Genomic DNA, 22,255 nt, shown 5'->3' with positions numbered 1-22,255 from the left:
CGCCTCCTTTATGGGGCTTCGGACTTGTCGTTACGACGGGACATGATCGAAAAGATCACGAAGGCAATAAGCGTGATGGCGATCAACACCACAGCGGCGGCGGCTACCGTCGGATCGGTGTTTTCGCGGATGCCGTTCCACATGCGGCGCGGCAGGGTGTAGACGGTGTATTTGGAGATGAACAGCGTCACGACAATTTCATCCCAGCTGAGAATGAAGGCAAAAAGCGCTCCGGCAAAGACCCCCGGTTTGATTGAGGGCAGGATCACCAGGCGCATTGTGGTCCAGTTCGAAGCACCAAGGTTCTTGGAGGCTTGTTCCAATTTGGGATCAAAGGTCGCCAGCGAGGCGCTGACTGTGATCAGCACCATGGGGGCTGCCAAGATCGTATGCGCGAGGATCAGCCCGGCGTAGCTGTCCAACAGGCCAAGCGGGATCCACAGTCGATAGAACGCCATGGCAGAAATGATCTGCGGGATGATCAGCGGCAGCAGCAGGAAGGCGCGCATCAGCTCGGAATACTTTGAGGATACCCGCCACAGGCCAATGGCACAGAGCGTGCCAAGGAATGTTGCCAGCAGTGAGGTCGAGACTGCGATCACGCCACTTTGGAAAAAGCTCGACAGCCATTCCTCGGAAGTGAACAGCTTTTGAAAATGGCGCAGGGACAATTCGCCCTTTGGCATAGACAGAAAACGCTTTGGCGTCAGTGATACGGGAATGGCGATCAGCGCGGGCGTCACCAGAAACAGCAACAAAACCCATGCGCCCACGCGGTTGAACTTGGAGAACAGACCTGATGTCATCGTGCAGCCCCCCCAAACACGGTGCTGAGCTTCATGAAACGCGACATGATCCACAGCATCGCCAGAACGCCCGTCAGCATGATTGCCGCCAGCATCGCGGCTGTGCCCCACTTCAGGGTGACCAGCAATTGCACAGAAATGTACTCTGCCACCATGAGCACTTTGCCACCGCCTAATACGGCAGGGGTGACGTAAAACCCAAGGCTCAGGATGAAGACCAGCAGGGTCGAAGCCACCAACCCTGGCAGGGTCAGTGGCAGGTAAATGCGCCAGAAGGTCTGCGTGCTGCTGGCGCCCAGATTGCGCGAGGCATCCATCACACGCGTATCAAGCGATTGCATCGAGACCAGCAGTGGCAGTACCGCATAGGGGATCATGTAATGCACCATGCCGATCAGCACGCCCAACTCATTGCGCATAAAGGCGATGGGCTCGGCAATCAGTCCAATGTTTTCCAGCGTACCGTTCACCAACCCTTTGCGCCCCAGCAGCATCAGCCAGCTAAAAGTGCGCACAAGGATGGAAATCCAAAAGGACACAAGAAGCAACGTCAGCATATAGTTCTTCTGGCGTTGGTGGCAGTGCACCATGGCATAGGCGATGGAATAGCCCAGCGTGACACTGAACATCGTGGTGATGATGCAGATGCGCACCGTAGTCCAGACAATGCGGATCAGCGCATCGCTTTCCGCCAGTTTGGCGTAATTACTCAATCCAGGTTCCGGGTCCGTGACGCTGAGCCACAGGATGTTCAGGATCGGCCCCAGATAGAGCGCTATGACCATCAGCATCAAAGGTGCGATGATCAGCCAGCCGGGGTGGATATGTCGGGTGAAGGCTTGCATGAAATGTCCTGGGCCAAATCGATGGCCGCCCGCAGGAAGACACGGGCGGCTATCAGGCGTGTTTAGCTGATCGCCTCAAGGAAGGCGTTCACCGCATCACCGCCGTTTTTCCCCCACCAGTCGGGATCGTTATAAACGATTTTGTCGATGTTCATTGCCGAGGTGATCGCATAAGGCTGCTGATCTTCGGGGATCTGGCCGAAGGCTTCGGGGTTAGAGGGCGTCATACCAAGGCAATCAAGCAGCGCCAGCTGTGCAGGCACCTCTTGCGCTGTGGCGATGAAGTCCATTACGGCCGCACCTGCGGGGTTGCCCTTGGGCACGATATAGGCCCCCGGCATCGCCATGGCCTGATTGTTCACCAGCTTGTAGCGCCCATCGGTGTCATTTTCGATGTTACGTCCCCGGTTCTGCCAGACCATGCCGAGCGAGACTTCGCCATTCACTACCATGGAATGCGCCTCGGACCCTGAGCCCCAGTAAAGGCTGTTGTCCTTGATCGATTTGATCTTGGCGAGGGCGCGATCCATGTCCAACGGGTAAAGCGCATCGCCCGCAACGCCATCCGCCATAAGTGCTGCTTCGAGCGAGCCATTGGCCCATTTGTACAGCGAGCGCATGCCCGGGAATTTGGCGGTATCAAAGAAATCCGCCCAGTTCTGCGGGGGATTATCGCCATAGGCTTCGGTGTCATAGACAAAGGCATAGCCATAAAGGATGATCGAAACCCCATATTCCAGCGCATAGCCTGGCAGGGTCTTTTCCTTGGAAACAACAGAGTAATCAATTGGTTCCAGATGGCCTGTTGGCCCAAGGGACACGGCATTGAAAAGGTCTGCGTCCGCAACGTCGGCAGTGACATTGCCGCTGTCGACCATTTCCTTGATCTTGCCTTCCAGAGGGCCGGAGGTGTCAAATTTCAGTCCCTTGCCAGTCTTGGCGGTGAAGGCATCGCCAATGGCGGAGCCGTGGCATTCTTCAGACTGGCCACCCCAGTTCCACATCACCACGTGATCAGCAGCGGCTTCGGCATCACCTGCCATCACGGCGCTCATCGCCACGCCCGAGGCACCACAAAGCGCCAGGAACGTGCGGCGATCCATGCGGCCTTTCTTGTAGGCCTGCGCGCTGTCTTGCAGCATCTCTTTCTTGAATTGTCTATCGTGCATTTTCATCCTCCTATTGGGTTCGGGAGTTCCCGGACTTTTGCTCAATGGCACCTTTTGGCGGCACACGTTTTTGGGGCTTTAGCCCGTTTGTAATTCCACAGCAGCTTCGTCTTTCCACAACAGGTCCACGGTATCGCCTTCGTTCAAGGCTTCGCTGTTGCGCCAGACATCGATGTCCACTTCGATTTCGGTACCATCGCTGGCATCCACGATGACGCGCTGCATTGAACCAAAGTAGGTAATAGAGCGCACCACCCCACTCGTCTGTGCCTCCGCATGGCCCGCGCCTTTGCGCAGGTCGATTTTTTCGGGACGCAGGGCGTAAGTTTTGCCGTCTTGCTGAATGAAGTTGGATTTGCCCAAGAAACTGGCCGTGAACTGGTTCACTGGCCGCTCATAGAGCTCCTGAGGCGTACCAATCTGTTCAATCGCCCCGTCGCGCATGATCACGATGCGGTCCGACATGGACAGCGCTTCTTCCTGATCATGGGTGACGTAGATGAAGGTCGTGCCAACTCGGCGGTGAATATCCTTGAGTTGCTCCTGCACCTCGACCCGCAGTTTCTTGTCAAGCGCGCCAAGCGGTTCGTCCAACAGCAACACCGGTGGCGCAAAACACAGCGCACGTGCCAGCGCGACGCGCTGTTGCTGCCCGCCGGACAGCTGCCCCGGCTTGCGATCCGCGAAATCCTGCAGCTGAACCAATTCCAGCATCTCGTCGACCCGCGCCCTAATCTCTGACGTGGGACGTTTGCGCACACTCAAGGCGTATCCGATGTTGTCTCGCACGCTCATATGGGGGAACAGCGCGTAGCCCTGAAATACCATGCCAAAATTGCGTTTTTCCGCGGGGGTTTGCGCGATGGAGGACCCATCCAGCGCAATGTCCCCTTCAGAGATATCGAGGAACCCCGCGATCATCATCAACAGCGTGGTCTTGCCCGACCCCGAGGGGCCCAGCAGAGTCAGAAACTCACCTTTCTGAATATCCAGACTGATGTTGTTGACTGCCCGTAATGTCCCGAACAGTTTCGAGACATTACGCACCTGCAAACTGCCTGTATCGGCGAGGTCAGCCATCCGCGCCTCTCAACTTCAGCTTGTTGCGCGCCTCTTGCGGGGTCAGCACACGCCCCCCCATGCGCTCAATGATCTCGCGGGCACGGGTGACAAGCTGGCCGTTGGTCGCCAGAACCCCGCGCTCCAAATAGATGTTGTCCTCCAGCCCTACGCGCACATTGCCACCCAACGCGACAGAGGCCGCTGCCATGGGCATTTGACCGCGTCCAATCCCGAAGCTGGCCCAGCTGGCCCCGGCAGGCAGTTGCGCTTTCATGGCAGCCATGGTTTCGACGGTCTGATCCGCGCCCCAGGGAATGCCCAGACAAAGCTGGAACATGGGAGGCGCATCAATCAGCCCCTCATCCACCATCGCCTTGGCGAAGCGGATATGGCCAAGGTCAAAGACTTCCAGTTCCGGCTTCACCCCCCATTCCTGCACCAATGCCGCCATACGCCGCAGTGTTGGCGGGGTAGAGATATAGATCATGTCCGTGTCAGAGAAATTCAGTGTCCCGCAATCCAGTGAACATATATCGGGCAAGCATTCCTTGATGTGAGCGAGCCGTTCCTCGGGGCCGATCATGTCCGTGCCGGGGCCCGGCATCGCTGGGTTGGCCGGGTCCGAGATCCAGTCGCCGCCCATCCCGGCGGTCACATTGATCACCACATCGGTGTCACTGTCGCGCACCCGGTCCACGATTTCCTTGAAAAGCTTCGGGTCGCGTGAGCCTTGGCCCGTCTCGGGATCACGCGCGTGAATATGCGCGGCGGAGGCCCCTGCCTTGGCCGCCTCAATCGCCGCATTAGCGATCTCTTTCGGCGTGACGGGCACATGCGGACTTTTGCCCGTGGTATCGCCCGCGCCAGTCACGGCGCAAGTCAGGACAACCTCATAGTTCATCTGGCAAACCCCCTATTTTTTTCAGCTTGACGCGGGAAAGGGTAAGAAAGATGTCGATTATCCGACAGTCTTTCGGCTATGCTGGCGAAAAATCGCACTATGCAATCTGGACTTTAGCTCATGCAAATCGACATGACCCAGCAGACGCCCCGCGCTGTGCATCATGCCATTTTTGTGGTGGTCCCACGGTTCAACATAACCACATTGATCACCATGACCGAAACGATGCGGATCGCGAATTATCTTTCGGCAGAGCCCCTGTTTTCTTGGGACATCGTGTCCTTTGACGGCACTGAAATCGTGGCCAGCAATGGCATGACAACCCGCGTTTCAGCAGAGCAGGACAACCTGCCGCCAGCGGATTACATTTTTGTTTTGGGCAGCTGGGGGACGGAGCATTACGATAACCGCGCGCTTACCGCTTGGCTGCGCAAGCGCGCGCGGGCGGGGAGCAGTATCTGCGGGGTTGAGCTTGGCTGCTATATTGTCGCGCGGGCGGGTCTGTTGGACGGAAAGCCGGCGACGATCCACTGGTCCTGGCTCAGCGGTTTTCGCGAAAGCTTTAACCGGGTGGATGTGCAGGAATGCCTGTTCACCATCGAGGGCAAGATCATGACCTGCTCGGGTGGGCTCGCGGGCGTGGATCTAATGCTTCGTTTGATCGAGCGCACCCATGGCAGTGGCTTTTCGGGCGAAATTGCCGATCAAATGTTGCATCACCCGATCCGCAACGCGGGTGCGTCACAGCGGTCCACCATGGGGCGCAGCACGGAGACCATGCTGCCGCTGGTGCGTGAGGCGATGACGCTGATCGAAGGGAACATAGAAGAACCGCTCAGCGTGCCGGAGATCGCTGATAAGCTGGATGTCTCGCAGCGACAGCTAGAGCGGAAATTCAAGAAACACGTCGGTTGCACTGTGGTGCAGTTCGGTTTGTTGCGACGGTTGCAGAATGCGCGGTTGCTGCTGATCTCCACCGATCTCAGCGTGCGCGAGATTGCCACCGCGTCAGGGTTCAACACCCTGTCCCATTTTGCCTATTCCTTTGGCAAATTCTTTGGTCGCCGCCCTTCGGAATACCGAGAGGCATGGCCTGCAAATGAACCGGCGCCGAGTTGGCCCGGTTCCCTGTCAGATTTCCTTTCAACGCTTAAGGAGATTCCGGGCCGTCCCTAATCCAACCGCGCCTCGCGCAACGCGCGCAACACTGCGACAATCTCTCGATCGCGCTGCGCGGCCATATCCTCAAAGTGGCGATCTCCGGCGATGTCATTGCAACCATCGACCATGCGGCCACGCAGCTCTCGGGTGAGTTCTGGTGCCTCCAGCCGAGTCCAGGGCAGCTTTAGCGCGGGGCCAAACTGATCCAGATTGGTCGCCATGCCGCCCGCGCCACAGGCCACGTGAAAGGCCATACACTGACCTTGGGACACCATGCGCGGCGCAGGCCCATTCATCAAGGCAATGTCGATGTCTTCCGGCGTCGCCTCGCCATTGGCAACCATGTGCAAGGCCTCGCGCCAGAGCGCTTCTTGCAGGCGCGTCGCGACGAAGCCGGGGATTTCTTTTTTCATCAACAGCGGCGCTTTGCCCGCAATTTCGTAAAACTTCCCGGCCCATACCACGGCATCCGGCGCAGTTTTGTCACCGCCCACAATCTCGACCAGCGGCAGCAGGTAGGGCGGATTGAACGGGTGTCCGATCACGCAGCGTTCAGGGGTCGCGCATTTGGCTTGGATCTCGCTCATTGTCAGACCGGAGGTTGAGGAGCCGATGACAACGTCAGGCGGCAGCACCTCTCCCATCTGTGCGTAAAGCGATTGTTTGATCTCCAACCGCTCCGGTGCACTTTCCTGCACGAACTGCGCACCCTCCAGCGCCTGTTCAAGGTCGGTGACAATGCGGAGACGGTCCAAAGACGCGCCCTCAGCCAGCCCCAGATCCGTCAGACTGCCCCAGGCGGTGTTGAGGATCGAATGGAATGCTTCAGTTTCACTGGTGTCATGCAGATAGGCCGTCACATCATAGCCACGGGCCAGAAAATGCGCCGCCCAGCCGCCGCCAATTGGGCCCGCGCCAATGCTGGTGATGCGGGTGACGCTGATAGGATCAGGATACATCATTCACCTTTGAAGTTGGGTTCGCGCTTTTCCACGAAAGCCGCCACCCCTTCGGCAGCATCATCTGATTTGAGCATCTTGCGATAGATCGGCATCGGGTCCGTGCGCATCTTGTGAAACGCCTGCTCCAGTGGCACGCATTCGATTTCGCGCTGCACCTCTTTGACGGATTGCATCGCAAGCGGTGCCGACCAGGCAATCGAAGCCGCCCATTCGCGCGCAGCATCCATCAACTGCTCTTTCGGCACCACCTTGTTGACCAGCCCATAGTGCGCTGCTTCCTGCGCGGTCATGCGGCGGCCCAGCAAGAACATCTCCATCGCAATGTTGTGCGGAATGCGGCGCGGCAATCGTTGCAGCGCGCCCGCGTCCGGCACGATGCCTAGGGGCATTTCCGGCAGCCCGAATTCCACGTGATCGGCGGCGATCAGCAGGTCGCACCCCAACGCCATCTCGAACCCGCCACCAATGGCCAACCCATTGATCGCAGCAATTACGGGCTTGTTCAGCGCCCAGTTTTCAGTGAGCCCGGTGAAGCCGCCAAAGCCGTAGTCATCGGTCTCCCACCAATTATCGAGCTGCATCTCTCCGTCATTGAGCGCCTTTAGGTCCCACCCAGCCGAGAATATCTTCTCTCCACCACCGGTCAGGATCGCGCAGCGCAGATCCTTGTCTTCGTGCAGCTCCTGAAAGGCTGCAGCCAGCGCCTGTGACGTGGGCACATCAATGGCATTCACCTTGCCGCGCTCCAGCGTGACTTCCAGAACATGACCCTCGCGGTGAACCTTAACGCCGTCTGACATCTGCTTATCCCTCTTTGAATTCTGGCATTACTTCGTTGACGAACATGCGCAGGGATTTCTGTTGTGAAGCGTGATCGAGCCCCATGGAGGCGTAATAGATGTACTCATTCACACCCAGCGCCTGATAGCGCTTCAGCTTTTCGATGACCCGGTCGGGAGAACCGAACATCAAGTTCTCCTCCAACATCACGGGGTCGTATTGTTCCCGTCCCTCCAGTTCATCCAGCGGGATGGAGGCGGGGAAGCCGTCCTTCACATCGCCCAGATTGCGAAACAGGTTTTCGAACTGGCTCAGCAGGCGGCGGATCGCCCGCATCGCGTTTTCACCATCGGCTGCGTTGTCATAAACGCATGAATGGCGCATCAAGGCGAAGCGTGGCACCCAGCCGTTGTCGGCCTTTTCAATCGCCTCATCCAGTTGTTTCTTGTAGAGTTCGGCCTCTGCAAAGGGACGTGTGAACGGCCAGCAGTTCACATGGCACCTTTCCCGCATAGCGTAGTCATAGGTGATGGGTGAGCGCGCAGAGACCCAGACCGGCACCTCCTTCTGAAGCGGCTTTGGCACTGAGGTCGAGGTCGGGAATTGCCAGTATTCCCCGTTGTGTTCGTAGTCGCCCTTCCAAAGCTCACGCACCGCAGGCAGCATTTCCTGCATGTAACGCCAGGCATCAGATTGCTTGAGCCCCGGTCTCATTCGGTCAAACTCGCGCTGATAGGCCCCCGAACCGATGCCGAATTCCAACCGCCCGCCGGTGATCAGATCGGTGAACGCCGCTTCGCCCGCCAGGTTGATCGGGTGCCAATAGGCCGCCGTCGCAACGGCCGTGCCCAGACGGATGCGGCTGGTTTCGGCAGCCCACCAAGTAAGGATCTGGAAAGGGTTTGGCGCGATGGTCATTTCCAACGCGTGGTGCTCGGCGGCCCAGACGATATCAAACCCACCCTCTTCGGCGATCTGCACCATCTCCAGCGTGTGACGGGCGACATCCTGCATGTCCAGATTGTCGTCGATCCGCTCCATGTTCACGGCAAGTTGGAATTTCATTGTTCTCTCCCTCAACGCATTACAAACGGATTGGCCATCGGTTCATCAGACGTGTTCATCCAGATCGTCTTTGGGCGGGTATAGTCGTAGATCGCCTGGAACCCGCTTTCGCGGCCATATCCCGATCCTTTGTTGCCCCCGAACTCCGCAATCGGAGACACCACCCGATAGGTGTTCACCCAGACGATACCGGCACGCACTGCCCCCGCCATGCGCAGGGAGCGCGCGCTGTCGCGGGTAAAGATACCTGCTGCCAGCCCATGTTCGCTATCATTGGCCAATGCGAGCACCTCTTCCTCGGTTTTGAACCGCTGCACCGACAGAACCGGGCCAAACAATTCAGTGTCGACAATGCGCAGATCCTGACGAGGGACTTCGATGATCGTGGGTTCATAGAACAGGCCAGACATCCCCTTTGGCTGCTTGCCGCCGACCAGCACTTTGCCGCCTTCTGTTTGGGCATGCGCCACTTCTCGTTGGATATGCTCTAACTGTCCGGTGGTGCACAATGGCCCCATCTGGGTCTCATCCGCCAGCGGGTCCCCAATCACGATCTGGCGGGCCAGCGCGGTCATCTGCTCAAGGAATTGATCGGCAATGTCTTCGTGCAGGTAAAGCCGTGACCCAGCCACACAGCTTTGCCCCGTGGCGCCAAAGATGCCCGCGATAGAGGCGTTTACAGCGCTTTCGATATTGGCATCGTCAAAGACGATGAACGGGGATTTGCCCCCCAATTCCAACGACACTTCGGCAAAATTTCGTTTGACGTTCTCCAGCACATGCCGCGCGGCATTTGGCCCTCCGGTAAAGGACACACGGGCCACGAGCGGATGACCTGTGAGCGCACGGCCGCAGGGCTCCCCATGGCCGGTGATGATGTTGACGACGCCGGGGGGAATGCCCGCCTCTTCAATCAGCTTACCAAACTCCAGCATCGCCGCACTGGCATGTTCAGAGGCTTTCAGCACGACGGTATTGCCAGCCGCAAGCGCCGGGCCAATCTTGACGGCCACCAGAAACAGTTGCGAATTCCACGGCACCACGGCAGCCACCACCCCAAGGGGTTCACGCCTCGTGAAGACGAACATGTCGGGTTTGTCGATGGGCAGTGTTTCGCCGCTGACCTTGTCGGCACAGCCTGCAAAGAAGTGAAAGAACTCGGCGATATACGTCGCCTGCCAGCGGGTCTCCTTTAGCATCTTGCCGGTATCAATGGATTCCGTGCGCCCCAATGCTTCTGAATGTTCCGCCAGCAGATCGCCCAGCTTGCGCAGGCACTTGCCCCGTTGCGTCGGCGTCATGCCTGCCCAGGGTCCGGTTGTGAATGCGGCATGTGCGGCCTCAACTGCACGGTTCACGTCAGCCTCGGTCGCTTCGGGCACACGGCTCCAGACGTTGCCATCAGCGGGGTTCACGCTGTCAAAGGTGCCGCCGTCCTCTGCATCACACCACTGTCCGTCGATCAGCATTTGGTAGTTGGTGATTTCACCCATGGCCTGCATCCCCCCTCTGTTACCCTCTCATTCATCTCCGCTTTTGCGTCACATGTGCACGAAATTACGACAAAGGTTGTCGAAAAATCTGAAAGCGCTTTTGATGGATCAAGGCAGGCTTGCCGCAAGGGAGGCCGTATTTATGGCGAAGAAAAAGCAAGTGATTGGCGGCCCGCTTGAAATTGGCGGGCGGGTCTTGTCCCTGTCGCGTGCCATACGGGCGGGTGATTTTGTGTATCTGACCGGGCAAATCCCCATGAAAGATGGCGCGCCTATGACCACCGGCACGGTAAAGGAGCAAACCCGCGCCGTGCTGGATGACATCACCGCCACGCTGGCGCTGGCGGACTGCACCCGCGATGATGTGATCAAAGCGATGGTTTGGTTGCGGGATCGCAGCGACTTTCCCGGTTTCAATGCGGTCTACGGGGAGTACTTTCCAATAGAACCGCCCACTCGGTCGGCGGTGGTCAGCGATCTGCTGGTCGATGTCCGGGTAGAGGTCGAGGTGGTCGCCTACCGCCCGTTAGACGATGCTTAAGGCGCCTGATGGTACTGCCTACAGCTGGGCTGGGCCTGGGGTTGGGCCGGTCGTGGTGATGATCCACGGCCTGGGTCTGAACCATGACTGTTGGCAGTGGACGACCCCCGCGCTGAGTGATCAATACCGCGTGCTGCACTATGACCTTTTCGGACATGGACAAAGTACACCGCCGCCCGCGAGGCCGAGTCTATCGCTGTTTTCGGATCAACTGGCGGCCCTACTGGATCACTGTGATGTCCGCTCAGCGACCTTGGTGGGGTTTTCCCTTGGCGGCATGATCGCGCGTCGGTTTGCGCAGGACCGTCCGGCCAGGGCGGACGCACTGGCAATCCTGCACTCACCCCACAAACGCACCGATGCGGCTCAGGCTGCTATTCTAAAACGTGTCGATCAAGCCCGCCGAGACGGACCACAAGCCACTGTGGAGGCCGCGTTGGAACGCTGGTTTACGGCAAATTTCCGACAGGCCAACCCGGCAATGATGGACACCGTGCGCGGCTGGGTAAAGGCAAACGACATTAGCATTTATCACACGATCTATCGTGTATTGGCGGATGGCATCGACGAAATCGTGGCCCCAACGCCGCCCATCAGCTGTCCTGTACTGGTGATCACCGGCGACGAAGACTATGGCAACGGCCCCGAAATGACCCGCGCCATAGCCGCAGAGATTGAGCAATCAAAGGCTGTTATCCTTTCGGGTCTCCGTCACATGGCGCTGGCCGAAAACCCCGACGCCGTGAACGCCCCCCTGCGCGGCTTTCTTGATGGTCTGGAAATGGCCATATGAGCACACAAATCCTGAAAGGTCTGCGCGTGCTGGATCTGAGCCGCATGTTATCCGGCCCTTACTGCACCATGCACCTTGCGGATCACGGTGCAGAGGTGATCAAGATCGAAGCGGGTACGGGCGATACGAGCCGTGGCAATGGCCCATTCCGCGACGATGATCCCGATCACAACTGGGCCGGTTACTTCGTCAGTTTGAACCGCGGCAAGAAGAGCATCCAACTGGACCTGAAATCAGATGGGGGAAAGAACCAGTTTCGCGCGCTTGCCGCCACTGCGGATGTCATTGTCGAAAACTTTCGGCCCGGCGTGATGGATCGCCTGGGCCTTTCTTATGAAACACTCGCCGAGCTGAACCCAAGAATCGTCTATGCGGCAATCAGAGGATTTGGCGATCCGCGCACAGGGACAAGCCCATATGCGCACTGGCCGTCCTATGACGTGGTAGCGCAAGCTATGGGCGGATTGATGTCCATCACCGGGCCGAACGCCGACAGCCCCACCAAGACCGGCCCCGGCGTCGGCGACATCTTCACCGGCATGATGATGGCTTTTGGCATCATGGCCGCCTTGCGCGAGGCGGAAGCAACCGGCAAAGGACAGTTCGTCGACGTGGCCATGTACGACGCCATGATCTCTTTGTGCGAGCGCATGGTCTACCTTCATGATTACACCGACAAGGTGCCGGGGCCCGAAGGCAACGGGCACCCCTTTCTCAGCCCGTTCGGATTGTACCCGGCAGCGGACGGGCACGTGGCGCTTGGCATCGTCGACGATGCGTTTTGGCGCCGTTTGACTGAGCTGATGGGGAAGCCTGCCCTTGGTACTGATCCCCGGTTTGCCTCGCGCAGCGCACGGGCTGCCCACGCGGGTGAGGTTGACCGCCTGGTCTCAGGCTGGTTCTCAAAGCTGAGCAAAGCTGAGCTGACCAAAACACTGGGCGGTGAGGTTCCCTTTGGCCCATTAAACACCATTCAGGACATTGCCCGCGACCCCCATATCGAGGCTCGTAAAATGCTCACACAGGTGCACGGCCCGGATGCTGAAACGAGGCCCTGGACGGTTGCCGCCAACCCGCTGCGCTTTGGCGCGCACGGGCATGGGACATTGAACCCGCCACCCGCTCTGGGGGCGGACAATGACGTGCTTGAGACCCTGACGCCAACCTCATCACCCATGGCACCGGAAACCAAGCGCACCCTGCGCGACGCCTTTGGGCGTTTCGCCACGGGGGTCACGGTTGTCACGACCCGCCAGTCTGACGGCACGCCGCGTGGCTTTACGGCAAATTCCTTCTCTTCTGTCTCGCTCGACCCACCACTCTTGCTGGTCTGCATCGGCAAGGCTGCACTTTCCTGCGACACATTCGCAACCTGTGATCATTTCACGGTCAACATTCTGGCAGATGATCAAAAGGAGGTTTCGGGCCTCTTTGCCTCGCAGTCGCCAGAGAAGTTCAACAGCGTCAAATGGCATCCCAATGCGCAAGACATGCCCGTTATCGATGGTGCCCTTGCCAGCTTTGGCTGCGCGCAACATAGGCTGGTGGATGCAGGGGATCATCTGATCCTTATTGGTTGTGTGCTCGACTTCGAGACATCCGATGGGGATCCTCTGGGGTACTACAAGGGCGCATACTTTGATCTTGGGTTGGACCGTGCGGTGACCGAAGCAGCAACCAAAGGTGATGTGACAATCGCGGCTGTTTTGGCACACGAAGGCGGGTTGCTGCTGAAAGAAGAGGCTGACGGAAGTGTGACGCTGCCATCCGCGTCCTCGACACAGGCCTTACTCAAGGCTCTGGGCGATGAATTGATGAAGGCAGAATTGACGCAACTTTATGCTGTCTATCAGGTCACGGAAACGGGTGCGCAACGCATCGTCTATCACGCGCGCGTGCAGGGCGATGCCGATACCGGGTTGACGTTTTTCTCCCTTGATATCTTGCCACTGTCGCGGGTGTCCGACGATGCCGAGCGTTCTCTCTTGCGCAGATACGCGCAAGAGCACCGGCATGGCACCTTCGGCATATATCAGGGAACCGAAGTCGAAGGCGTTGTGCACAGACTGTCCGGAAATCACAAATATCACATCTGACAGGAGAATTCCCATGATACCCGAACTGCGCAAAGTCATTACATTTGACGAAGACATCCATACCGAAGGCGGACGTGCCTCTGACCCTGTCTTGCGCATGATCGGAGTGGCAGCCGTAGTGGAAAACCCCTGGGCGGGGCGTGGGTTCGTCGAAGACCTGCAGCCAGAGATCCAGCGCATGGCTCCCGTTCTGGGCAAAATACTGACCGATCGCCTGATTACATTGGCAGGTTCGGGCGACGCAATAGAGGCCTACGGAAAAGCCTGCATCGCCGGAACCAGCTGCGAAGTGGAGCACGCTTCGGCGCTGATCCACACTTTGCAGTTTGGCAATTTCTACCGCGAGGCCGTTGATGCCAAAAGCTATCTTGGTTTCACTAACACGCGCGGACCGGCAAACACCCAGATCCAGATCCCGTTGATGGACAAACATGATACGGGTCGGCGCTCGCATTATCTGACCGTTCAGTTTTCCATCTATGACGCACCTGATGTGAATGAACTTGTCGTCGCATTGGGGGCCGCGACCCGAGGACGTCCACATCATCGTATCGGAGATCGATATTCTGATCTTGCAGCCTTGGGGCGCGACGTAGAGAACCCTGCCGGTGTTTGAGCAGACGCGATCTGCACGCGATCAAACCAAGGCGTGCAATGACCTCGCCCAAACTATAGAGGTGGGTTTGGACTACCCTAGTGGGAATTTCCCAAGCTATGAATAAAAAGGCGAACGTCGGCTTCGGTGGCTCGATAGTTGCCCATCGCCCTCGCAGCGAAAGGCCACTTTAGCCCGACGTGCTTTTCGCTGCGGGTGCAAAGCACATGAAGCGGTCATTGAGAGCGAAAAACTTAACGGCAGGTCTGTCCGCATATCGGTCATTTGGCGAAAAACGCTCAAAGTCTGCTGTGCAGGACAAAGCCACCATTTGATCAATGACCGCTTTCCAGAAGTGCGCTTCGTTCGCGGGCTTAGCGTATTTGTTGGATCGTTTGAAAGCTGCGGGGGCCGTATCAGCCCATATCCGAAACGCCCGTGAGAAGCCTGTTGAGTCGGTATGGCCGAGTCTTTACGCTTTTCGCGGCGTTGAAGTCCCACGGAAAAACGCCGGATATCCGAAGCGAGCCAACGCCTGCAGTAAGTTGGGACTTGCGTCGTCGCTTATGAATCTTGGAGCGGTAATCTTTAGCTTAACGATCAGTCAGAGTTGCATATCTGATTGCGTTTCTTGAATTCATTCGGAGTCATCCCGGTCCATCGCTTGAAACTCCTGTGAAAACTGGGTTGGTCCAGAAGCCCAACACTTTCACCAATTTCTTTTATCGAAAGTTGGCTGTTTACAAGCAATGTCTTCGCTCGCTTCGCCCGACATCTTTCCAGTTCTGCTTTGAAGCTTGTACCATTGGCTCGGAAGGTGCGTTTCAAACGGTCGGGGCTTTGCGAATACAACTCGGCAAACCAGTTTAGGGTGGCAGGTTGCTTGTCGAGATGCAGTTCAAGCAAATCGCGGGTTTGCTGAAGAAAGTCGTCGGCGCCTGTGACGTTCTCCGGGAGATTCTGGCTTTGCCCACCCCCGGACCGAAGCAGCAACCAGTTCGCTGGAAACTCGATGCGAGCGCCCAAGCGATTGGTCTGGCGTACCGAAATCTCCTTTTTCTGCCAATCAGGTATGCAATCAGGTTTGCAAACCCAGAAATGTAGCTTTTTGGAATCCCAGTCGGGACCGCAGACGGATCGAACTAGTCGAACCATAAATCCCAGATAATAGCCGTCGACTTGGCCAGGTGGAGAAGATGGCTTGAATGTGCGTTTTGCATCTAACCTGGCGACATGACCGTCGGTCTCGAGATTGTAGGTCGCCATGGACGAAATCCTGCCCACGTCCACAACTAGCGATATCAAAAGGTCACCGAGCGACGCGCTTTGAGTTTCAAGGATCGACAGGTTGGGCAATGTCTTGAGAGCCGCATTCGCACCGACGTCAAACCCCAAATGCGGGTTACTCAATGCCTTCGCGAAATTGTCGATCAGATCGTACCAATGCTGCCCTGCCATGAACGCTTCGCCGCGCTGCACGTCCTTCAGACTGAGGCCGGATGGCTCAAGAAATTTGTCAACTTCAAGGCCATGGCTGAGGGCAAGGGACACAAAAGGTTGCGCCATCGAGCATTCAACAGTTGGGAGTTTCATTTGTCGACCCGAACACTCACAGTTCAATTTTTTCATTCGCATTTTCGAGCATTTTTTTATGCATTTCAACCACAATGCTAATGACAGTCTGAGCGCCACACGCAAAGATACAATCGTGCAGAGCAGTGCATTGCCACGAAGGAACTCCAAAATGTTCAAAAGTTTAACGGTCGCCACTTTTCTTTCAGCGGTCGCAACATATTCATTTGCTCAAGAGGAAAGCTTTCCGATCCTCTTCACCAACGTGCATGTCTTTGACGGCGTGAACGAAGAGCGGATCGAAAATGCCAATGTTCTGGTGGTTGACAACCTGATTGCCGAAGTTTCGACCGAGCCTCTGGCTGTAGCGAATGTCCAGATCATCGACGGCGGTGGGCGCACGTTGATGCCGGGTATGCATGACCAGCACGTGCATCTTACAGTATTCAATCCGCTCAGCGACGGGTTACGCCAGAATATCACGCCCTTTCATCTTGGCGGCGTCGCCACGATCCGGTCCCAGCGCATTCTCATGAACGGGTTCACAACCGTGCGCGACCTTGGAGGACCGGCCAAATCCATCGCCCGCATAATTGACACCGGAATGTTTCCGGGCCCACGTATCTATTCCTCGGAAGCGTTTATCACCCAGACATCCGGCCATGCTGATTTCCGCAAACTAAACGACCGGCATCCCACATTGTCGGGTCAGGGGCCGTCGCATTGGGTCGAAACGGACATGAGCTTTATCGCCGACGGACCTGAGCAAATCCGAATGGCTGTGCGTGAAAACCTGCGTCGCGGGGCAACCCAGATCAAGATCATGGTCAGCGGCGGGGTTACGTCAGAGTTCGATCCGCTGCACTCACTTCAGTATCAGGCTGACGAGATTCAGATGGCGGTCAAAACGGCCGCGCAGTGGGGCACCTATGTCACCTGCCATGTGTTCACCGAACAGGCGATCCGCAACTGCATCGACAATGGTGCCAAGACGATTGAACACATCCCGTTCCTAACCAAGGAGGCTGCCGAGATCATGGTCGAAAAGCAGATCATGTTCGCGACGGCGGTGGCCCCGGTCTACTCGGTGACCACCGAACAAGCTGAAGCCTTTTACACGCCAGCGTCCTTCGTGAAATGGAAAAGTGTGCGGGATGCTGCGGCCAATATGATCGAAGTGATCCAGACGACGCCGGGCATGATTGATCTCTACACACTGGGCACAGACCTTGTGAACAACTGGGATCAGACGCTTGAGCAGGACAAGAAGATGAACGACGAAATCGGATATCTGCACGAAGCGGGTTTCAGCGCATATGACATTCTGCGCATCGCAACGTCGAACGGCGCCCGCATGAACCAACTGACCGGCTTGAACAACCCGTATCAAGACGGCCCCCTCGGCGTGGTCGAGGAAGGTGCCTATGCCGATCTTCTGCTGGTCGATGGCAACCCGCTGGAGGACATCCTGCTGCTGGCCGAGCCGGACGCCAATCTGAAAATCATCATGAAAAACGGCGTGATTTACAAGAATACACTCGATTGAGTGTCGCGCGGGGTGAATTAACCTCGGCACCCCGCGCACCCCGATAGCGGAAGGGAAAGGAAGCCTATGAAATACCTCGGCAAATCTACAATGATGGCGAGCGCACTGGCTCTCACAACAAGCGCGGCTTTTGCACAAGAGGCCACAGGTGACATCCCCCCTGTTACACTTTTCAAGAATGTGATGGTTTTTGATGGAGTGAATGACGGACTCAAGGACGTCGACGTGCTCGTGGTAGGCAACAAGATTCACAAGATTGACGCTGACATTCCTGAGGGCGGGAAGTGGGAAGTCGATGTGCGCACCGGGGGATCCAAGCGGTTGCCTGATCCAGTCGGCGGCATCGACGGCTACTCCTTCACCGTTCAAACGGAACGCGGCATCGAGACCAAAGAAGTGGATGTGACCGTCATTGACGGAGACGGTCGTACGCTCATGCCTGGACTTATCGACAGCCATGTGCATGTGAACATGTACAAGAACGGGACTATCCCGGGGCTTCAGGACACCACATGGGAAGAGATTGGCGCACGTGCTGCCGCATTCGCGCAGGAAATGTTGGCGATGGGCTTTACAACGGTTCGCGATATGTGCGGCGCTCATGGTGGGCTGAGAGCGGTTATTGATGAAGGATCACTTCCCGGCCCAAGAATTTATTCCTCCGGCGCATGCCTTAGCCAAACGGGCGGACACGGCGACTGGGGTATCGCTGGTCAGCGCAAGAACGAGAGCAATCTTGAGCGACTGGAGATCACCAGATTGGTGGACGGGCCCGCCGAGGTGCTTCAGGGTGCGAGGAGGAATTTTGCTTTAGGGGCAAACTATCTCAAGATCATGGTCAGCGGTGGCGTGACATCGATCAAGGACCCGATATATCAGTCTGCTTTCACAAACGAAGAGATTTCTGCTGCAGTAGAGGTTGCAGGCGATATGGACTCATACGTCGCTATGCACGTATTTATGGACAGCGACCTGTCCCGTGCGCTCGATCTTGGTGTCAAAGTGGTAGACCACGGCCTGACCATTACCGAACCGACGATGCAGAAGCTGGTCGAAAAAGAGGCGTTCTTTTCGCCCAACCTGACTGCGCTTGCGCCCGAAGCTCTGGAACACCCGATGCATCAGGACCCGACTTTCCCGCCGACGGCGAAGTTTCTGTGGTTGCGGGAAAACAGCAAGCAGCTGATGGATCTTGTAAAAAAATACAAGCCGAAGATGGTGTTCGATTCCGATTACGTGCTTCTCACGGGTGTCCCTTATCGCCAGTCAATGGATTTTACGAAGGCGTTTGTCGCGCGTGAGTTTGGCAACCTCTGGGCATTGCAGATGATGACCTCAAATGGTGGCGAACTGGCGGCGCTGACCGGGCGAGGAAACCCTTACCCTGAAGGCAAGCTTGGTGTGATCGAAGAAGGCGCCTACGCCGACATTCTGATCGTAGACGGGAACCCACTTGAAGACATCTCGGCCATCGGCGCGGTGGACACATGGTTTGATGCGCCGCCACGCGGGCAGGATGTCCCAAGCATTCGAATGATCATGAAAGACGGCGTGATCTACAAGAACACGCTGGAGTGATAAGCAGAGGTTTTTTGTACTCTGCCTATGCCTGCGCCGGATCGCGCCTTTTTTGGCGCGAGCATCCAAACAGTAGCCTGTTTCGTCTCGCCGCAGGCTCAGCATTGAAAGGACGCACAATGAAACATCTTATGCTGGGCGCTCTTCTGGCGGGATACGCCACATTGGTCAATGCAGAAGACAGCCAAAACATGCGCACATTTCTCTTCATCGGCACGTCCAACAGTGCCGCGTGGGAAATGCAGATCGCAAATCCAGGTGATCGCGCAGCTAGCGTCAAAGGTGGAATTGAGGCGCTTGGCGGGGAGCTTCTCAGTTACTACTGGGGCCTCGGAAACGGGAAAAACCACATCACCGTTTCGCTACCTGACGATCCCACGTTCATTCAGGCGTTTTACGTCAGCCGTCTTGGGGATGGGCTGCTCGATGACTACCAGATGATCGAACTGATGAGCAGCGCGGACATGGCCGAAGCGTTGTCCCGCGTACCTGAGATCAAAGCGCAGGATGATCTGAAGTAACGGGTCGTGAAAAAGGAGATGAAAGCATGAAAAAGGTTACCAAACTTGCTCTTGCAGCGGTGGTTTTGAGCGGTCCGGTTTTTGCACAAGCACCGCCAAGCGAAGAGGAAATCGCCGCGCGTATCGAGAAACTTGTGGAAATGGCTGATCCCCGCGGGGATGAGGCGAGGCAGGGCGATTTGGCATATCGGGAGCGGTATGTCGACGCCCTAATGATCGATGCGCTTGCGGTCGGCTCGCCCGGGTTCGAGAGTATCGACTTCCTGCTCAAGGATTGGGAGAGCCTTGCCAATCATTACGAGGAGTATGGATACGCTGCGTTCAGCACAACGATATCCAACGGCTCCGAAGGTGCTCTCGCCGTTCTCGAACGGATTGATGTCATGAAGGCGTGGATTGACGAAAACTCTGACCGTTTCACGCTGGCGACGACAGTTCAGGATTTGATTGATGCCAAGGAGGCAGGCGTTGTTGCTGTGATGCTGAACTCGCAAAGCATGGATATGCTCGACGAGGATATCGCGAACGTTCAGCGCTATTGGGATCTCGGAATCCGCCAGATGAATTTTTCGTACAATCAAACCGGCCCCTATTCTGCTGGTATGGTCGACAATGACCCCTTGGCGAGTGACATGGGCGTTACCGAGCTGGGCGCAGCTGTGGTCGCCGAGATGAACCGTGTTGGCATGATCGTCGATTGCTCACACTCTTCATGGGAAACTTGCATAGAAGCAGCAGAGCTTACCACCAAGCCGATGATGATTTCGCATAGCAACTCGTACGCGTTGTACGAGAACCTTCGAAATGTATCGGATGAAGCAATCCGAGCCGTCGCTGCTACCGGTGGCGTTGTATGCGTGAATTTCCTTGGTGGCTTTCTGAATGGGCAAGTTCAGGCTACGCCGGAGGCCATTGCCAAGCATATCAACTACATCGGTCAACTTGTCGGAAAACAGGCAACCTGCTTCGGCGTCGATTATGTCGAGAACTATGCCGTCGCACTTGGTCCAATTATTGGGAATCCCGAAAAGTACCCGCCGGAACAGGGATATGGTCTGCCAACTCAGATGGCCCCGCCCGCCGACGCATGGGCGGTTTCCCGAGTTCTGGAGGAACAGCACGGTTGGAGCGAGAGCGAAATCCGCGGATTGATGGGTGGCAATCTGATGCGCCTTTATGAAGCGAATTGGGGAGAGTAGGTCGCTTTGAAAATATGCCGCGCACGGGCCGGTTGATTCGTGAATGACCCGCTGCCACCCTAAACGAAGGACGAGTATGACCAAGAAGCACATCAAAATAGTTGCTTTCTTATTTGCCGGTGCCATCGCTTCGGGCGCGTCAGCCCAAGAAAACAGCACGGTACGGCAGTTGGAGGCGGCTGCCACCGCATCGCTTGGGGGGCCAGCGTCGGCTCAGGCGCAATTAGAGCAGGACAGGCTCCGGCGTCTTGAGGATTCCAGATTGCCGGGGCTGGATCGGTTTTTCGATCCCCTCGAACAGTCGCGCGAGGCTTTTGCCAAACGCACTGGGTTGAATTTGTCCTTCGACTACCAAGCGCTCTACCAGAAGTCTTCAGACAGCCTGAGTGGCACCGACGAGGCCGCTTCGGGGCAGGCGCGGATCATTGGCAACTGGGAATTGCTGAATCGTGGGACCGACAATGCAGGCAGTTTCGTCTTTATCCTCGAAAACCGTCATCGTTTGGGCACGGATATCGCGCCGGGCAGTCTCGCGGGCGAAATTGGGTATCTCGGTGTCACGGCAACGACATTCAGCGACACGGACTCTACACTGTCGGTCGCGTATTGGTCGCAGGCCCTGTCCGGGATCAACGGAGGCTTCGTGGCCGGTCGCATTGACCCCGGCGACTATTCCGATATCCTTGGCTACGTGAACCCGCGCACGACTTTTTCGAATTTTTCAATTCTGTTCAGTCCAGTCCTTCCCATTCCCGATCCTGGCTTTGGCGTTGCTGGCGGAGGTTACTTTACAGATCAGATCTATGCGCTTGGCTTGGTCAGCGATGCCAATGGATCATTGACGGATGTAGACTGGTTTCCCGGCGGTTCGGAGTTTTTCACCTACGGTGAGATCGGCTGGACGCCTGCCAGAGACCAGCGATACCTCACCAATGTTCATCTCGGTGTATTCCATGTGGATGACAGAGATGACGCTGGTGTGCCCAGCAGTCTCGGAGCGATGCTGTCAGGCAATGTGACCCTTGACGAAAGCATTATGCTGTTCGGTCGCCTTGGCTGGTCCGACGGCGATGCCCCGATTGCCAGACGTGCGGTCAACGCCGGGGTCATGTGGCGCCCCGGGTTTTATGACGACTTGATCGGGTTTGGCGTGACGGTCGCCGACCCATCCGATCAAAACCTTGACACGCAAACCACCGTCGAAGCGTTTTATCGCTTAGATATTTCCGACAACCTCGCGCTTACGGCAGATGTCCAGTATCTGAACAATCCCGGCTTCACCGATGATGATCCTCTGGTGTTCGGGCTGAGGTTGAGATTCAACTTATAAGACAGAAAAAACACGAAACCTCATCCTCATACTTGGTATTCTGTAGGCCAGCTTCCGCTGATTAACCCGCCCGTCAAGTCAATGCAGAGTTGCAGGCTAATTATGATTGGAAGGCTTCTCTGACAAAGTTGAAAACTCCGTTTTCGAGAAGCTTGTCACAGTTTTAGCAACACAGGTTCGCGTTGAAAGCCGAATGTAGCGTAACTCCCTTTCGAAACCCGGTGCTCAAAACCACAACCG

20 protein-coding genes are annotated in these 22,255 nt (G+C 56.7%); 10 read left to right on the top strand and 10 right to left on the bottom strand.

The genetic code is table 11. The features are described 5' to 3' along the window. Positions 1-8: 8 nt before the first annotated feature. The 5 genes from AC2FFP_RS11965 to AC2FFP_RS11945 all read right to left on the bottom strand — a co-directional run bounded on the left by AC2FFP_RS11965 (position 9) and on the right by AC2FFP_RS11945 (position 4,783). The gene (locus AC2FFP_RS11965; protein ID WP_108862254.1) at positions 9-806 is read right to left on the bottom strand and encodes an ABC transporter permease; all 798 of its coding nucleotides are present in this window, start codon (positions 804-806) and stop codon (positions 9-11) included. Beyond that, positions 803-1,651, bottom strand: coding sequence for an ABC transporter permease (locus AC2FFP_RS11960; protein WP_058272685.1), 849 nt, complete (start codon positions 1,649-1,651; stop codon positions 803-805). Before AC2FFP_RS11960 ends, AC2FFP_RS11965 begins: the two co-directional genes overlap by 4 nt. Before the next feature lie 62 nt (positions 1,652-1,713). Next, on the bottom strand, positions 1,714-2,820 hold the full coding sequence (locus AC2FFP_RS11955; protein WP_058272769.1) for an extracellular solute-binding protein: 1,107 nt from the start codon (positions 2,818-2,820) through the stop codon (positions 1,714-1,716). Positions 2,821-2,898: 78 nt separating this feature from the next. Beyond that, positions 2,899-3,900 carry an ABC transporter ATP-binding protein gene (locus tag AC2FFP_RS11950; protein WP_496881070.1) on the bottom strand — a complete coding sequence of 334 codons (1,002 nt, stop codon included), beginning with the start codon at positions 3,898-3,900 and terminating at the stop codon, positions 2,899-2,901. After that, positions 3,893-4,783, bottom strand: a complete 891-nt coding sequence (locus AC2FFP_RS11945; protein WP_058272684.1) for a beta-keto acid cleavage family enzyme — start codon at positions 4,781-4,783, stop codon at positions 3,893-3,895. The genes AC2FFP_RS11950 and AC2FFP_RS11945 overlap by 8 nt, the downstream gene beginning before the upstream one ends. 120 nt (positions 4,784-4,903) lie before the next feature. Between AC2FFP_RS11945 and AC2FFP_RS11940 the strand changes: the two genes are divergently transcribed. Beyond that, on the top strand, positions 4,904-5,959 hold the full coding sequence (locus AC2FFP_RS11940; RefSeq protein WP_282119700.1) for a GlxA family transcriptional regulator: 1,056 nt from the start codon (positions 4,904-4,906) through the stop codon (positions 5,957-5,959). Here the strand turns inward: AC2FFP_RS11940 and AC2FFP_RS11935 are convergent. From AC2FFP_RS11935 to AC2FFP_RS11920, 4 genes are read right to left on the bottom strand one after another with little or no spacing between them, the layout of a single operon-like run. After that, a complete protein-coding gene (locus AC2FFP_RS11935) occupies positions 5,956-6,906 on the bottom strand; it encodes a 3-hydroxyacyl-CoA dehydrogenase NAD-binding domain-containing protein (RefSeq protein WP_282119699.1) in 951 nt (316 codons plus the stop codon). The two genes, AC2FFP_RS11940 and AC2FFP_RS11935, sit on opposite strands and share 4 nt — an antisense overlap. Further along, entirely contained in the window at positions 6,903-7,706 is an 804-nt protein-coding gene (locus tag AC2FFP_RS11930; protein WP_108862257.1) for a carnitinyl-CoA dehydratase, read from the bottom strand. The genes AC2FFP_RS11935 and AC2FFP_RS11930 overlap by 4 nt, the downstream gene beginning before the upstream one ends. A 4-nt stretch (positions 7,707-7,710) precedes the next feature. Continuing rightward, the gene (locus tag AC2FFP_RS11925; RefSeq protein WP_282119698.1) at positions 7,711-8,751 is read right to left on the bottom strand and encodes an LLM class flavin-dependent oxidoreductase; all 1,041 of its coding nucleotides are present in this window, start codon (positions 8,749-8,751) and stop codon (positions 7,711-7,713) included. Positions 8,752-8,762: 11 nt separating this feature from the next. Continuing rightward, a complete protein-coding gene (locus AC2FFP_RS11920) occupies positions 8,763-10,244 on the bottom strand; it encodes an aldehyde dehydrogenase (RefSeq protein WP_282119697.1) in 1,482 nt (493 codons plus the stop codon). Positions 10,245-10,386: 142 nt separating this feature from the next. Here AC2FFP_RS11920 and AC2FFP_RS11915 point away from each other — a divergent pair, with 142 nt between their 5' ends. From AC2FFP_RS11915 to AC2FFP_RS11900, 4 genes are read left to right on the top strand one after another with little or no spacing between them, the layout of a single operon-like run. Beyond that, positions 10,387-10,785, top strand: a complete 399-nt coding sequence (locus AC2FFP_RS11915; RefSeq protein ID WP_282119696.1) for a RidA family protein — start codon at positions 10,387-10,389, stop codon at positions 10,783-10,785. Next, positions 10,778-11,578, top strand: coding sequence for an alpha/beta fold hydrolase (locus tag AC2FFP_RS11910; protein ID WP_496707697.1), 801 nt, complete (start codon positions 10,778-10,780; stop codon positions 11,576-11,578). Before AC2FFP_RS11915 ends, AC2FFP_RS11910 begins: the two co-directional genes overlap by 8 nt. Beyond that, positions 11,575-13,674 carry a CoA transferase gene (locus AC2FFP_RS11905; RefSeq protein ID WP_282119694.1) on the top strand — a complete coding sequence of 700 codons (2,100 nt, stop codon included), beginning with the start codon at positions 11,575-11,577 and terminating at the stop codon, positions 13,672-13,674. Before AC2FFP_RS11910 ends, AC2FFP_RS11905 begins: the two co-directional genes overlap by 4 nt. A 13-nt stretch (positions 13,675-13,687) precedes the next feature. Further along, positions 13,688-14,290, top strand: coding sequence for an amino acid synthesis family protein (locus tag AC2FFP_RS11900; RefSeq protein WP_496770597.1), 603 nt, complete (start codon positions 13,688-13,690; stop codon positions 14,288-14,290). Between the two features lie 579 nt (positions 14,291-14,869). Here AC2FFP_RS11900 and AC2FFP_RS11895 read toward each other — a convergent pair. Then, positions 14,870-16,039, bottom strand: a complete 1,170-nt coding sequence (locus tag AC2FFP_RS11895) for an AraC family transcriptional regulator (protein WP_496881069.1) — start codon at positions 16,037-16,039, stop codon at positions 14,870-14,872. Between AC2FFP_RS11895 and AC2FFP_RS11890 the strand changes: the two genes are divergently transcribed. The 5 genes from AC2FFP_RS11890 (at position 16,014) to AC2FFP_RS11870 (ending at position 22,015) form a co-directional block, all read left to right on the top strand. Next, positions 16,014-17,387, top strand: a complete 1,374-nt coding sequence (locus tag AC2FFP_RS11890) for a metal-dependent hydrolase family protein (RefSeq protein ID WP_170568146.1) — start codon at positions 16,014-16,016, stop codon at positions 17,385-17,387. The genes AC2FFP_RS11895 and AC2FFP_RS11890 overlap by 26 nt on opposite strands. 183 nt (positions 17,388-17,570) lie before the next feature. Beyond that, a complete protein-coding gene (locus AC2FFP_RS11885) occupies positions 17,571-18,965 on the top strand; it encodes a metal-dependent hydrolase family protein (RefSeq protein ID WP_496881068.1) in 1,395 nt (464 codons plus the stop codon). 119 nt (positions 18,966-19,084) lie between these two features. Continuing rightward, positions 19,085-19,486, top strand: a complete 402-nt coding sequence (locus AC2FFP_RS11880; protein ID WP_496881067.1) for a hypothetical protein — start codon at positions 19,085-19,087, stop codon at positions 19,484-19,486. A 26-nt stretch (positions 19,487-19,512) separates the two neighbouring features. Next, positions 19,513-20,685 carry a dipeptidase gene (locus AC2FFP_RS11875; RefSeq protein ID WP_170568149.1) on the top strand — a complete coding sequence of 391 codons (1,173 nt, stop codon included), beginning with the start codon at positions 19,513-19,515 and terminating at the stop codon, positions 20,683-20,685. A 76-nt stretch (positions 20,686-20,761) separates the two neighbouring features. Then, entirely contained in the window at positions 20,762-22,015 is a 1,254-nt protein-coding gene (locus tag AC2FFP_RS11870; RefSeq protein ID WP_496881066.1) for a carbohydrate porin, read from the top strand. Positions 22,016-22,255: the final 240 nt, after the last annotated feature.

Source organism: Ruegeria sp. YTSC004 (assembly GCF_059609805.1).
Note: the sequence above shows the minus strand (reverse complement) of the source record. Positions and strands in the feature narration are given on the sequence as shown.